We start from the raw sequence: 13261 nt of genomic DNA, 5'->3' as shown, positions 1-13261 counted from the left end.
GCGAAGGTTGTGAAGCGACCATGGCGGCCGCAACCCCCGTCTGACCCCCCGCCGGTGACCCAGCCCGGTCCGCGTCGCGCTGTGCGGCGTCGCGTTCCGCCGGGTCAGCGGCGTTCCCGCCCGGTCCGATCCCGCCCGGAGCCGAACGATGACCCAGTCCCTGGCAGCCCGTATGAACCGGCCCCGGCCAGTTGCGTTTGTAGTGTCGCTGCTGTTGGCCTGGCTGCTGCTTGCCCTGATCGCGTTCGCGCTGCGCCGCGGGCCCATCCAGGACGACCTCGCCGCCCGCGCCTCCGCGGCGGTCAAGGCCGCTGGCGGCGTCCACGCCCAGGTGCACATCGAGGGCCGGACGGCGGTCGTCACCGGCCGGTTCCCCAGCGCCGCCGCCGCGGAGCAGGCCCGGGCGTCCGCGGCCGTCAGCGGCACCACGTCCGCCCGCCTCGGCAACGACGTAGTGATCGCCAGCGAGCCGGCCCGGCCGCTGGTCCTCGCCGTGGTCGGCAAGGACCTGTCGATCACCGCGACCGTGCCGGACCGGGACAGCCGCGCGCGGCTGCTCGCCGCCGTCGCCGACGCCGGTGGGGGAGCCGTCCGCGGCACCGTCACGGTCGACCCGACCGTCGCCGAGCCGCCCGTCGAGGCCGTCCCGGCGCTCGCCGCGGCGCTGCGTCGCGTCCCCGGCAACCACTCGGCGACGCTGCGGTCCGGCGCGGTCGCGGTCGCGGGCAGCGTGCCCGACGCGGCCACTGCCCGCAGCCTCGGCGCGGCGGTGCTCGCCGCGGCCGGACCGAGCGTGCCGGGTGCGACGCTGAGCGACCAGCTCGTCGTCCCGCGCTCCGCCCCCGCGTCCGCGGCCCCGACACCCTCGGCCCCGACACCCTCGGCCGCGGGTTCGTCCGGTGCCGCCTCGTCCGGTGCCGCCCCGTCTGGTTCAGGAGCGGACAGCGCGGGGTCGACGCAGGCGGCGGTGCGGGCGGCGCTCGGTGCGGCCGGGGTCACCTTCCCCGTCTCCGGCTCGAGGCTGAACGCGGCGGCCCGCGCCCGCCTGGACCAGGTCGCCGCGGCCCTGCGCGCGGGGACCATCACCGTCCTCGTCGGCGGCTACACGGACACCTCGGGGCCGTCCCGGGTCAACCAGGCACTCTCGCTGAGCCGGGCACAGACCGTCGCCGACTATCTCGTCAGCCGGGGGGTGCCGGCCGAGCGCGTCCGCGCCGCCGGCTTCGGCTCCGAGGAGCCGGTGGGCGACAACCGCACGGCGCGGGGACGCGCCGCCAACCGGCGCATCGAGATCATCCCGGTGCCGCCCGCCTGAGCGTCCGGTCGTGATCGCCGGATCCGACCGCCCGTGTCGGCCGGCTCGGGACGTGGTAGGCAGTCGCCATGGGCGACTCAAGCATGGGGCTGCACGAGCAGCCCGACAAACTCTCGCCGCAGACGGTCGACCGGCACCGGGCGATCGTCTCGCTGATGGAGGAGTTCGAAGCGGTCGACTGGTACGACCAAAGGGTCGACGCCGCGACCGATCCGGAGCTGGCGCAGGTGCTGGCGCACAACCGGGACGAGGAGAAGGAACACGCGGCGATGACGCTGGAGTGGCTGCGTCGGCATGACCCCGTGCTGGACACGCAGCTGCGGACCTACCTGTTCACCTCCGGGCCGGTGACCGAGGTCGAGGAGAACGCCACGGAAGGCAACGGCGCGCCCGGCGCGCAGGCGCCGCAGCTGGCCCCCCAGGCGGCGGGGCCGGGCGACGGCTCCCTCGGAATCGGCAGTCTCAAAGGAGTAGGCGAGTGAATCATCTTCTGCGTGGCCACGCCCCGTTGACGGACGCGGCCTGGAAGGCGGTCGATGACGAGGCGAAGGCCCGGCTGACGACGAACCTCGCGGCCCGCAAGGTGGTGGACTTCGCCGGCCCGCACGGCTGGGAGTACTCCGCGACCCCGCTCGGCCGGGTGTCGGCGCTGGCGTCCCCGCCGGCGCCGGGGGTGCGCGCCGGCCTGCGCCGCGTCCAGCCGGTCATCGAGCTGCGCGTCGACTTCACCCTCGACCGGGCCCAGCTCGCCGATGCCGACCGCGGCGCCGACGACATCGACCTCGACCCGCTGCAGGAAGCCGTCCGGCGCATCGCCATCACCGAGAACTCGGTGGTCTTCCACGGCTACGCCGAGGCCGGCCTGATCGGCATCACCGAGGCGACCTCGCACCCGGTGCTGCCGCTGGAGGCCGGGACCGAGACCTACCCGCGCACCGTCGCCAAGGCCGTCGCCCTGCTGCGCCGCGCCGGTATCGCGGGACCGTACGCCCTGGCCCTCGAACCGGACGTCTACACCGCCGTGATCGAGACCGCCGAGCACGGCGGCTACCTGCTGCTCACGCATCTTCAGCACATCCTCGACGGCCCGGTGGTGCAGGCCCCAGGGGTCAGCGGCGCCGTCGTGCTCAGCCTGCGCGGCGGCGACTTCGTGCTCGAGTCCGGCCAGGACCTCTCGATCGGGTACGCGTCGCACACGACCGACACCATCGAGCTGTACCTGGAGGAGAGCTTCACCTTCCGCGTCGCCGAGCCGGACGCGGCGGTCGCCCTCGTCCCCGCCGGCACCGGGGCGTAGCCACCCACGCCGGGATGTGCCCGCCGGGGTCGGACGACAGGTGTCGACCCCGGCCAACCGGCCCGGCGACGCCAGGCCCCTGCGCGCCCGTCGACGGGCGATACGGCCGTCTTGCGTGTGACGCCCCCACGTGGCACCCTGTGTTTAGGGAAGCCTTAGCTAAACGTTCGGGCTCTGCGGGTCCGGCCGACCGGCGGTGAGGTATCCCTGGCGGGGTCGTCCATCTGCCGGCCAGTTCGTCCCTCCGGGCGAGCTGACGGCCTCGGGCCTGGTGAGGTGCGGTGCTCGTCTGTTCCTGCTTCGCGGTGTCCGATCGAACGCTGCGCAAGGTCATCGCCGCCGGCGCCCACGATGTCGACGAGATCGGCGAATGCTGCGGAGCCGGCACCGGCTGCGGCGGCTGCGTGGAGGAGATTGAGGAACTCCTCGACGAGACCGTCCCGCACCGCGTCCAGCTCATCGCCTGATCGATCGAGGCAGGGTCCGGGCGATCTTGCTGGTGGGTGTGTCGTCTCTTCGTGTGCTGTGGCCTGGTTGGCGGTCGGGTTCCGTGGAGGAGCCGGACTCAAAGGTCACGGTGAGCGACGACAATCCGAGGCTACTGGCTTCTGGTTGGTTGCTGCCCCCGCCATGATCGGCCGGACATGACCTGGCCCGTCGGTCCTGCCCCGGGCAGCCCTTGAGATGTCCGGCGGCCGACCCAGTCTTGTTACTCTCAGTATGGTTCTCGGCATGATGGGTAGCGGCGCGCGGCGGGGGGCGCGCGTCATGGCATCGCCACGCCGCGGCGGTGGCACTGGCTGGTCGCGATCGCGCTGGCGCTGATCGTCGCGGGGTTCGTGCGACCCTCGACGGCCACGGCGACAGCCGGCCCCGCGGGGATGAACCTGAAGGTGGCAGCCGCGGCAGCCGGCGTCGGCCTGCGTGCGGATCCGCCGCAACCGGGGCCGTGGGCGGTGGGCTATCGGACGGTGCGGATCACCGATCCGCGCCGTCCCGGCCGGCAGCTGATCACGTCACTCTGGTATCCGGTGGCCGGGTCAGGCGCTCAGGCCGGCGGGGGCGCCGGTGGATCCTGTCCCGAGGTGGCCGGCGGGGAGCGCGGCCGAGCGGGGCAGCACGCCTTCTACCCGCTCATCGGGGACGCGGGGTTCGGCTCGGATGTCGCGGTCACCGACGCGCCACCCGCTCCCGGGCCGTTCCCCCTGGCCGTGTTCTCCCACGGCAGCGCCGGCAGCCGCGTGCAGGCGGCCTACCTGATGGAGGCGCTGGCCAATGACGGCTACGTCGTCGCCGCGCCCGACCATCCCGGCGACACGATGCTCGACGCGGCGGCCGGCGTGCGCACCGAGGAGCAGCTCGCGATGGCGGTGGACCGGTCCCGGGACGTCTCGGCGGTGATCGACGCGCTGACCGACGCGACGTGCTCCGCGGCGCCGTCGATCCGGCCCGATCAGATCGCCATGGTCGGCTTCTCCTACGGCGGCCTCACCGCCATCCTCGCCAGCATCGGCCTGTCGCCCGCGCCAGCTGATCCGCGCGTGCGGGTGTCGGTGGGCATCGCGGCGACGACCGCACCGGTGCCACCGATGCTGCTCGCCCAGGTCCCGGTGCCCACCCTGCTGCTCGGGGGTGTTCGTGATCCGGTGGTCACGATGGTCGACAACGGCGACCGGGCCTTCGCCGACCTCCTGGCGTCGCATCCGCGGCTGAGCGTCGCCGTCGCCGACGCGACGCACAACTCCTTCACCGAGATCTGCCGGCAGGCCGGCCTGCCGGGCAGCGCCGGGGTTCCACCGGGCCTGCGCCTGTGGGTCGCGGTGACCGCGGCGGTGACCTGCCGTCCGCCGCTGCTCGCACCTGCCCAGGCGCAGCTGGTAGCCGACCGCGTGGTCGTCTCGTTCCTCGACTGGCAGCTGCGGGCCGACCTGGCCAGCGGGCTCTACCTGGCCGGCGGCGGCCCGGCGATCGGCCCCGGCGTGACGGTGCGCCTGCATCCGTGACGCCCCCGACCCGGCAACATTCGATTACTTTAAGTAATGTCTCAGTCGTGCTGGGTAGCGCTGCGTGGCGGGGGGTCGCGCGTCACGGCATCGCCACGTCGCGGCGGTGGCGCCGGGCGACGACCGTTGTGCTTCCACTGATGGTCGTGGGGCTCGTCCAGCCCTGGGCGGGCACGGCACCAGGCGGCCCCGCGGGGACGGACGGGAAGGTGCCGGCCGCGTCGGCCGGCGTCGGCCCGACCGCGGATCCGCCGCAACCGGGGCCGTGGGCGGTCGGCTATCGGACGGTGCGGATCGCCGATCCGCGCCGTCCGGGCCGGCAGCTGATCACGTCGCTCTGGTATCCGGCCCAGGCCGGCGCCGTGGCCGGTCCGGCGACATCGCTGCTGCCTCGCACCATCGACCTGCCGGGAACGGCCGGGGCGGGCCGTCCGCAGGGCGTGGCGCGCCCGATCCCGCTGGCGGCACCGATACCGGCGGTCGGCTCGGCCGGGCGCGTCGGTGTGGCCGCCGGTGGCTCCTGTCCCGAGGTGGCCGGCGGGGAGCGTGGCCGAGCGGGGCAGCCTGCCTTCTACCCACTGGTCGGGGACGTCGGGTTCGACTCGGACGTCGCGGTCACCGACGCGCCGCCCGCGCCCGGGCCGTTCCCCCTGGTCGTGTTCTCCCATGGCAGCGCCGGCAGCCGCGTGCAGGCCGCCTACCTGATGGAGGCACTCGCCAGCCACGGCTACGTCGTCGCCGCGCCCGACCATCCCGGCGACACCATGGTCGACGTCGCGGCCGGGCGCGCGGAACCGCAGCTCGCGATGGCGGTGGACCGGTCCCGGGACCTCTCGGCGGTGATCGACGCGCTGACCGACCCGTCCTGCGCCGTGCGGCCGCGGATCCGACCCGACCAGATCGCCGCGGTCGGCTTCTCCTTCGGCGGCCTCACCGCCATCGTGTCGAGCGTCGGTCTCCTGGCCGCGCCGCCAGATCCGCGCGTGCGGGTGTCGGTCGGTATCGCGGCGGCGACCGCACCGCTGCCGGCGGCGTTTCTCGCCCGGATCCGGGTGCCGACGCTGCTGCTCGCGGGCACCCGTGATCCGGTCGTCACGCTCGACGACAACGCCGGCCGGGCCTTCCGCGAGCTCTCGTCGTCCCGTCCGCGGGTCAGCGCCACCGTCACCGACGCGACGCACAACTCCTTCACCGAGATCTGCCGCCAGGACGGCCTGCTCGGGGCCGCGCGCATCCCGCCGGTGCTGCGCCTGCGGGTCGCCCTGACCGCCGCGGTGACGTGCCGCCCGCCCCTGCTCGCCGCCCCGGCGGCCCACGTGGTCGCCGACCGCACCGTCGTGGCGTTCCTCGACTGGCAGGTGCGCGGCGACGCCGCCAGCCAGCGGTACCTGGCCGTCGGCGGACAGCGGGTCGGTCCCGGCGTGGTGCTGCGCGTGCAACGATGAGGCGCTGTTCTGGTCTGTCCGGCCGCCAGGTCTCGTTCGTGGTCGTTCGGTGTCGAGATCGCCCGCAACGCGCCCCCGCCGCATGCGGCAGATGCACGTCGACGCTCACCACGTTTCCCGCGAGGTGCGCACTAGCCGGTTGCCGACGACTCCTCGCCCCGGGCGCGCAGAACGGCACGGGCGGGTAGCAGACTGCCGGCCATGGCCAGCAGCAGGGCCGTGCCCAGCAGCGCGGCCGCCCACAGCGGGGGAACGTAGGGCGTGCCGTTGCCGCTGATGCCCTCGCTGAAGGGAACCAGGGTGGTCGCGGTGATGGCAGTGCCGACGACCAGGGCGATGACGGTGATGAGGACCGCCTCCCAGTGCACCATCCGCATCACCTGGTGGCGGGTGGCACCGGTCAGCCGCAGGGTGGCGAACTCCCGCCCGCGGGCGAGGGTGGCCATGGCCAGGGTGTTCACCACGGCGATCGCGGCGAAGGCGATGAGCAGGGCGACCAGGAGGTAGTTCGTCCAGGCGCCGAGGTCCTCCTGATCCTGGTCGGCACTGGCGAGGGTGGCGCTGTCGCGGATACGCAGACCCGGGTTGGCGGCGGCCAACTCGGCGAAGTCGACGTGGGCCCGCGGCACGGTGCGGGCCAGCACGGTCTGGATCAGCGGGCTGGTGGTGTGCCGGGCGACGACGGCGTAGGGCAGCAGGTAGTCTCCGAAGCCGATGCTGCGTCGGTAGATGGCGGCCAGGCGCAGGTCCCGCTGGGTGCCGTCGCCCAGCCAGAGGCGAACAGTGTCGCCGATGTGCTTTCCGTGGACCTGCGCGGTGCTCATGGCGACGGCGTTGCCGCGCAGGTCGTCGAGCGAGCCGGCGGCGACGTCCAGATCGAGCAGGCCGCTGGCGCCGCCCTCGGGGGTGATCGCCTGGGCGGCGTAGCTGTCCCAGCCTCCGGTGACGACGGTGGTGGGGGTGATGCCGGCCGCCGCGGTGACGCCCGGAACGGCCCGGACGGTGCTGACGAAGCTGACGGGCAGACCGTGGCGGCTGTCGAGCGCCCGGTCGGCCAGGACCCGGTCGCGGCTCTGCACGTGGCCGGCATGGGATCGGCTGGTCTGCAGGAACACCAGAGTCCCGCCGAGCGCGGTGCACAGCACGAGGGGGATGAACACCGAGGTGACCCGGCGGGTGTGCGCCCGGCTGTTCGCGACGGCGAGGAACCCGGTGGTGCGCGACAGGCCGCGGATGAACGGGCCGAGCAGGGCCAGGGCCAGGCGGGACACCAGCGGCCCGAGCAGCCCGGCGGAGACGAGCAGGAGCATGACGGCGCCCGCGGCGATCGCCGTGAGCACACCGCCGGACAACGAGCTGGTCGCGGCCACCGTGATGATTCCGCCGGCCGCGCACAGCAGGCCGAGCAGCAGCCGGCCGGGGCCGAGGCGCGCGGCCGGCACGGCGGCTTCGACGAGCGCCTGCGCCGGATGCAGCCGACCGGCCCGCCGGCCGGTGACCAGCACGGCGAGCTGGGCGGTGAGCGCGGTGGCGGCCGCGGCGACGAGCAGCGGGATCCAGCCGATGTCCAGCCGCATCGCCCGCGGCGCGACGTCGTGGTCGGCCAGGACGGCGCGGATGATCCAGGCCAGCACGGCGCCCAGGGCCAGGCCGGGCACGCTGGCCAGCGCGGTGAGCGCCAGGGTCTCGCCGCAGACCAGCAGCCGGATCTGGCCTCCGGTGGCACCGATGGCCCGCAGCAGCGCCAGCTCACGCTGGCGCTGCTGCACCGACAGCGCCAGTGTGCCGGCGAGGACGAACAGCGCGACCACCATCGAGATGCCGCCGAAGGTCGCGCTGAGCGCGACGACGTTCTCCAGGGCGTTGTCCACGTCGAGGAACTCCGCGGTGCCGCGGCTGTCGCCGGTGCGCACCGTCAGCGGCAGCCCGCGCAACGCCTGGCCCACCGCCGTGGCCACGGTCGCGGTCGCGGTGCCGGTGGCCGGGTAGACGCCGAAGACGTCCACCGCGCCGCCGGTCAGGCGCCGCGCCTCGGCGTCGGTGACGAAGACGGCGGGAGCCGGGTGGGCATGCTGGTGCGCGGCGACCCCGACGACGAGGTAGCTGCCCGGCACCCGGTCCGTGTCGGCGAGGGACACCCGCGCTCCGGGGTCGAGCTTCGCGGAGTGGGCGAGAACGCTGTCGACCACGACCTCGCCGGGGGCGCTCGGCGCACGGCCGTGGGTGAGCCGGTAGGGCGTCAGCCGGGCGCTGGACCAGCCGTGCAGCTGCACCGTGTCGGAGGTGGCGATCTCCGTCCCGCCCGCGGCGATGCCCACGGGCAGCGAGACGTCCGTGACCACGTCGGCGACTCCGGGGACCGCGCTGAGCTGGCCGGCGAGGTCGGCGGTGGGGCGAACCCGCTCCGGCAGCGAGACGTGTTCGGTGTTCTTCCCGTCGCCCGAGCCGTAGGTGAAGGACAGGGACTGCTTACCCGAGACCACCAGCGGAACGCCTCGGTAGCGCTCCGCCGGCGGATGGGAGGTGAGCGCGGACTGGAACAGCAACCCGCAGGCGGTGATCAGAGAACAGGTGCACACCAGGGCGACGAAGGAGCCGAGAAACGCGGTCCTGCGCGCCTGGAGAGTCCGCAGTGCCAACCAGAACACCGTCACCACCCGAAGCCGAGCATGCGCCGGGCGACAGCCTCGGCGGACGGCTGGATGATGGTGTCCACGACGCGCCCGTCGGCGAGAAACACGACCTCGTCGGCATACGCGGCGGCGCCCGTGTCATGGGTGACCATCACGACGCTCTGGCCGTAGTCGTCGACCGCCTCCCGGAGCAGGCCAAGAATCTGCCGGCCGGACTCCAGGTCCAGTGCCCCGGTCGGCTCGTCGGCGAAGATGATCTCCGGGCGGGTGACCAGCGCCCGGGCGAGGGCGACCCGCTGCTGCTGACCGCCGGACAGCGCTCCCGGGCGGTGCCGGACCCGTTCGGCCAGGCCGGTCCGCGTCACGATCTCGCGCACCCAGGCCCGGTCGGCGTGCGTCCCGGACAGCCGGAAGGGCAGCGTGATGTTCTCCAGGGCGGTCAGCGACTCGACGAGGTTGAATGACTGGAAGACGAACCCCATCTCCCGGCGTCGCAACTCGGTCAGGTCCGGTTCGGGGATGCGAGCCAGGTCGCGTCCCGACAGCCACACGGACCCGGAGGTGGGCCGGTCCAGGCCGGCGGCGCAGTGCAGCAGGGTGCTCTTGCCGGAGCCGGACGGGCCCATGACCGCGGTGAAGGCCCCGCGGCGGAACCCGAGACTGACCCCCTGGAGCGCCGTCACCCGAGCCTGCCCACCGCCGTAGGACTTGACGATCTGCTCCAGCCTGACCACATCCGCGTCACCCTGCATGAACCCCTCCTCCTATCCCCACACCAACCTTGCGCGTATGTCTTCGGCGACCTCGCGGGTGCGGTGCGAACCGCCGAGATCGGGTGTGCAGACGCCGTGCTCGACCGAGCCGTCGACCGCGTCGCGAAGCGCCCGCGCGGCTTCCCCGCGGCCTAGGCGTTCCAGCATGAGCACGGCGCTGAGCAGCGCTCCAATCGGGTTGGCCAGGCCTTTGCCGGCAATGTCGGGGGCGCTGCCGTGCACGGGTTCGTACAGGCAGAAGCCCGTTTCACAGTTGAGGTTGGCCGACGCGGTGGTGCCCGGTCCGCCGGCCAGCTGGGCGGTCAGGTCACTGAGGACGTCGCCATAGGAGTTGTTCGTGACGATCACCTCGAAAGCCGTTGGATCCGCAACCAGTTTCATCGCGGCGGCATCCGCGTACTCGTGCGTGGCGGTGATATGCGGATACCGGCCGCGGGTCTCCTGTCAGAGCCGCTGCCATCGGGTTCCGCCAAAGGGCACCGCAGGTGCACCGCCGGATCTCCGACGGCGCCGGGCAGCAGCGCGGAGCTGTCCCGGACACGGCGGATCCCCACCCCGGTGAGCGCCCCACCGGTGCGCGCGAAGCGCTGCGCGTTTACCTGGTCGAGCCCATCGAAATCGAGGCCGAGTTCCATGACCTGCAATGTTGACGGTGTGTGATCAATGATCTCGGGTCCAATTTCGTTGCCCGGTGGCACGGTCGCTGTGATACGGCGAGGAGGCGCGTCATTGCCGGATTGGGCTGACCCGGCCCGTTCCGTGACTTCGGTTGCTCCGGACATCCGAACCTCGTTCTCGCATCGCGGACACGGGAAATATATCGGCAGATCCGCGAAAGGCGGGGAGCCGAGACCGTCCGAATCGCGGTCACTGTCACCTGGGACGGCATGGGCTCTCGCCGGGCGGCGGCGCCCAGGCGCGCTCGGCGGCGTTCGCCGGCGAGTCGACGAGGGCAGCGCGGGTGCGCGGGCCGAAGGCCGCCCGTGGCTCGGCCGGATCGAACGGTCCAGATCGAAGCCGGGCTCGCTGACGAGCTCGTCCATGGTGGTCTCGTGCGACCGGGCGCTCAGCGGGTTGGCATACCGGCTCGGCAGTACGCCTCGGGCATCTGCGCGGGCAACTCCCGGACCCGATCCAGCCGGGTCGGCAGGAAGGACTGGCTGTGTTGTCCGGAGTGTGGGTTCGGGTGTCACCCAGGCTGGCCGAGCGGCCCTGGCGGGATGCCGCGAGGGAAATGACGCAAAGTGGTGCCCGACGTTCGAGTGCCGGACGGTCAGGTCAGTGGGCGGAAACAGGCGGTGGCGCGGTCCTGCGGGTCGACGGTGTAGAGCGCCAGGGTGCCCGCCATCTCCCGCGGGTCGATGCCGTGGTCGATCATCCGCTGGTGCAGGTCGGCAAGCATGCGCAGGGCGTAGTCGAGCAGGATCGGCGTGATCCCCGGGGGATGGCGCAGGCATTCGTGAAAGCGCGCGGCGGAGTCGGGGTCGTCCGTCAGCGCGGCGAGGACACCCAGGCGAACGCGTTCGGCCAGGTTCTCCCAGACCCGCTCGCTTTCCGGCGCCTCGGCGCCCCGCCAGATTCCCGGGAACGTCAGGTCGTGGACGACCGCGGCCGGCGCCCAGCCCGTGCGCAGATGGATGGCGACGACACCCATCGCCATCAGCCAGCACAGTCCCCGCATCGTGCGCAGCGGGTCCTCGGCGACCTGTTCGCGCAGGTGCCGTTCGGACTGCGGCCGGCTCGCCGGAGCCAGCCAGCCGTTGGCCAGCCGCTCAAGATCGACGATCTGCACCATGGGTAGATCGGTGGGATGAGGGCGGCCCAACGCGGCCGCGCGGCCAGAATCGGCGTCGACGAGCGCCAAAGCTCCTGGATCGGACAACGTCTGCCAGGCCAGACCCGCCGGTGGCATGGGGCCCACGGTAACGCCTGCGAGCGAGCAGCCACCGAAGTGGTGACCGTAAGGTGGAAAAACCGGCCCGATGGCCCAATTGGAACTTTGGGGGCGGGGGTGGTGGGGCCTCAGTGCTCGGAGACGAACCGGTGGAACATCGGATGGATCCGGAACTTGGCAACGCTATGCGACCTGGGCCGCGTGATCGGGGTCCGCCGCGGCGATTCTCCGACGGCCTGCGTGCCGCCGGGCATGGTCCGGTCGGGCCCCGTCGCGTCCAGGGCGGCGCCGGCCCCGGCCGCCTCCGGTTCGGCCGCGGTGAGGAAGCAGACGTTCCACAGAACGTCGAGGATCGCGTCCGGATCCCGGCTGTCGATCCAGGGTCGGGCCTCCGGCGCGACGCCGACCGCGCCGGTGGCCAGGTCCAGCAGGAACAACTCGAGCTCCTCGCGGGACCAGACCTCCGGACCGTCACGAAACGTCTCGAACACCCCGAGCAGCCCGGGATGCTGGAAGCGGTACTCGGCGGCGATATCCCGGGTCCGTTCCGCCGCGTAGGTCGCCTCCACCGCCTGGAGGTCCCGCGGTGTGATCCGGACCGAGGGCCGGGAGCTGTGGGCCCGGGCATGGTCGAGGGCGTGGCTGCAGAACTGGATGATCTCCCGAGGGCGGCACAGTGATCGGTCGACCATGTAGCGGAACGACCAGGACGGCTGGGTGAAGGCCGCCCGCCAGCAGTCGTCGTCGCCGCGGGTGCGGCAGTCGGCGACCGTGTGCCGGATCCGGCCCGCGATCAGCCGCCACAGGCCCTCCTCGTCCCAGGAGATCACTTCGATGAGATCCCGGAACTTCTGCGCGTCGTCGTAGATCGCGGGAATGTTGTCGTAGAGCTCCTGGCGCAGGGACATCGCGACCCGCAGGCTCGGCGACAGCTCGTTGAGCGACATACATGCCTGGAACAGCCCGGCGACGAAGGCCTGGGCGTCCTCCGAGGCGTCCCAGCCCCGGTCCAGTTCGTCGACCAGGACGGTCACCTGGGTTCGCTCGCACACGCGGACGAGCGGGTCGATCAGGTGGTTGATCTCCTGCAGTTTGTAAAGCTGCTGCAGTTCCCTGGTCCGGATACTGGCCTCGTACCGCCCGACCTTGATGGACTCGATGCGTCGCAGGTACGACACGAACGAGTCGAACGGGTTGTCGGTGGCGCCGGCGTGGTTGTCCCGCAGATAGGCGTAGATCTGGCTCTCCGCGCCGCGCCGCAACCGGCCGTGCCGGCGGGTCACCTCTTTCATGATCAGAATGAGGAGCAGGTACTTCCAGGCGGTCGTGTAGGCGCCGAGCTTTGCCCACGCACCGTCCAGCTCACGGGTCATCGCGGAGCTGAGAAACTCGTAGGAGTAGTCCTCCGGGGCCAGCTCGATGACGAGGCCACCTACGTCCCGCTGCCGGCGCGCGATCGTCTTGAAGATCGCGCTCTTGCCGACGCCGCGATTCGCGACCAGGATCGTCTTCGCGCCCGAGTTCATCCGGGTGTAGGCGGAGGACTCGATGAAATAGGCGTCGAGGCCACGCCGGACGTCGCGCTCCGCGGCCGCCGCACCGAAGCTCAGCCGTGCAAGGTCGACCATGCGCGTCCCCTTCGATCGAACGTGTGTTCTCGCCCGGATCGGAGCTTTTTCAGGATAACGTCGCCTTTGCTTTCTGTCGGCTGAATTCCTGGTGGTGCGGCACGGCGAACGAAAACGTCGAGGTCCGTGGCCGGTGGTGGCGAAAAGCGGCCTGCCGGGGCGGCGTGGAAAACGCGCGGTCCAGAGGGGTGGGGTCCCTCTGGACGCGCGGGTGGGGTGCTTAGTCGCTGAGGAGGTCGAGGGGGGTGGTGGGTTGGTGGGGGGTGTGGGGGG

The 13261-nt window shown here is 72.4% G+C and carries 10 protein-coding genes and 1 pseudogene; 6 read left to right on the top strand and 5 right to left on the bottom strand.

Going from position 1 to position 13261, the window contains the following annotated elements:
* The first annotated feature begins 202 nt into the window (after positions 1-202).
* The 6 genes from MXD60_RS09550 (at position 203) to MXD60_RS09525 (ending at position 6060) form a co-directional block, all read left to right on the top strand.
* Positions 203-1315: an OmpA family protein gene (locus MXD60_RS09550; protein ID WP_308222417.1), complete on the top strand. Its 1113-nt coding sequence runs from the start codon at positions 203-205 to the stop codon at positions 1313-1315.
* 68 nt (positions 1316-1383) lie between these two features.
* Entirely contained in the window at positions 1384-1797 is a 414-nt protein-coding gene (locus tag MXD60_RS09545) for an encapsulin-associated ferritin-like protein (protein ID WP_248818645.1), read from the top strand.
* The gene (locus tag MXD60_RS09540) at positions 1794-2612 is read left to right on the top strand and encodes a family 1 encapsulin nanocompartment shell protein (protein ID WP_248818644.1); all 819 of its coding nucleotides are present in this window, start codon (positions 1794-1796) and stop codon (positions 2610-2612) included. Before MXD60_RS09545 ends, MXD60_RS09540 begins: the two co-directional genes overlap by 4 nt.
* Before the next feature lie 281 nt (positions 2613-2893).
* Positions 2894-3079 (top strand): (2Fe-2S)-binding protein, encoded by a 186-nt coding sequence (locus MXD60_RS09535; protein WP_248818643.1) that lies wholly within the window; start codon positions 2894-2896, stop codon positions 3077-3079.
* Positions 3080-3505: 426 nt separating this feature from the next.
* Positions 3506-4615 carry an alpha/beta hydrolase family protein gene (locus MXD60_RS09530; RefSeq protein WP_248818642.1) on the top strand — a complete coding sequence of 370 codons (1110 nt, stop codon included), beginning with the start codon at positions 3506-3508 and terminating at the stop codon, positions 4613-4615.
* A 47-nt stretch (positions 4616-4662) separates the two neighbouring features.
* A complete protein-coding gene (locus MXD60_RS09525) occupies positions 4663-6060 on the top strand; it encodes an alpha/beta hydrolase family protein (RefSeq protein ID WP_248818641.1) in 1398 nt (465 codons plus the stop codon).
* A gap of 131 nt (positions 6061-6191) precedes the next feature.
* Here the strand turns inward: MXD60_RS09525 and MXD60_RS09520 are convergent, their stop codons facing one another.
* From MXD60_RS09520 to MXD60_RS09500, 5 genes and pseudogenes are all read right to left on the bottom strand, one after another.
* On the bottom strand, positions 6192-8708 hold the full coding sequence (locus MXD60_RS09520; protein ID WP_248818640.1) for an ABC transporter permease: 2517 nt from the start codon (positions 8706-8708) through the stop codon (positions 6192-6194).
* Between the two features lie 2 nt (positions 8709-8710).
* Entirely contained in the window at positions 8711-9445 is a 735-nt protein-coding gene (locus MXD60_RS09515) for an ABC transporter ATP-binding protein (protein WP_248818639.1), read from the bottom strand.
* A 12-nt stretch (positions 9446-9457) separates the two neighbouring features.
* Positions 9458-9886: pseudogene (locus tag MXD60_RS09510) on the bottom strand (isocitrate/isopropylmalate family dehydrogenase); the annotation flags it as partial.
* An 853-nt stretch (positions 9887-10739) separates the two neighbouring features.
* Positions 10740-11261 carry a hypothetical protein gene (locus MXD60_RS09505; RefSeq protein ID WP_308222415.1) on the bottom strand — a complete coding sequence of 174 codons (522 nt, stop codon included), beginning with the start codon at positions 11259-11261 and terminating at the stop codon, positions 10740-10742.
* A 227-nt stretch (positions 11262-11488) separates the two neighbouring features.
* A complete protein-coding gene (locus MXD60_RS09500; protein ID WP_248818636.1) occupies positions 11489-12988 on the bottom strand; it encodes a P-loop ATPase, Sll1717 family in 1500 nt (499 codons plus the stop codon).
* Between the last annotated feature and the right edge of the window lie 273 nt (positions 12989-13261).

The sequence above is a fragment of the Frankia sp. AgB32 genome (genome assembly GCF_023243045.1).
Classification (GTDB): domain Bacteria; phylum Actinomycetota; class Actinomycetes; order Frankiales; family Frankiaceae; genus Frankia.
Note: the sequence above shows the minus strand (reverse complement) of the source record. Positions and strands in the feature narration are given on the sequence as shown.

Coding starts and splice junctions, on each gene's coding strand:
- MXD60_RS09545 (WP_248818645.1), top strand. CDS start 1,384: ATGGGCGACTCAAGCATGGGGCTGCACGAGCAGCCCGACAAACTCTCG.
- MXD60_RS09500 (WP_248818636.1), bottom strand. CDS start 12,988: ATGGTCGACCTTGCACGGCTGAGCTTCGGTGCGGCGGCCGCGGAGCGC.
- MXD60_RS09505 (WP_308222415.1), bottom strand. CDS start 11,261: ATGGTGCAGATCGTCGATCTTGAGCGGCTGGCCAACGGCTGGCTGGCT.
- MXD60_RS09515 (WP_248818639.1), bottom strand. CDS start 9,445: ATGCAGGGTGACGCGGATGTGGTCAGGCTGGAGCAGATCGTCAAGTCC.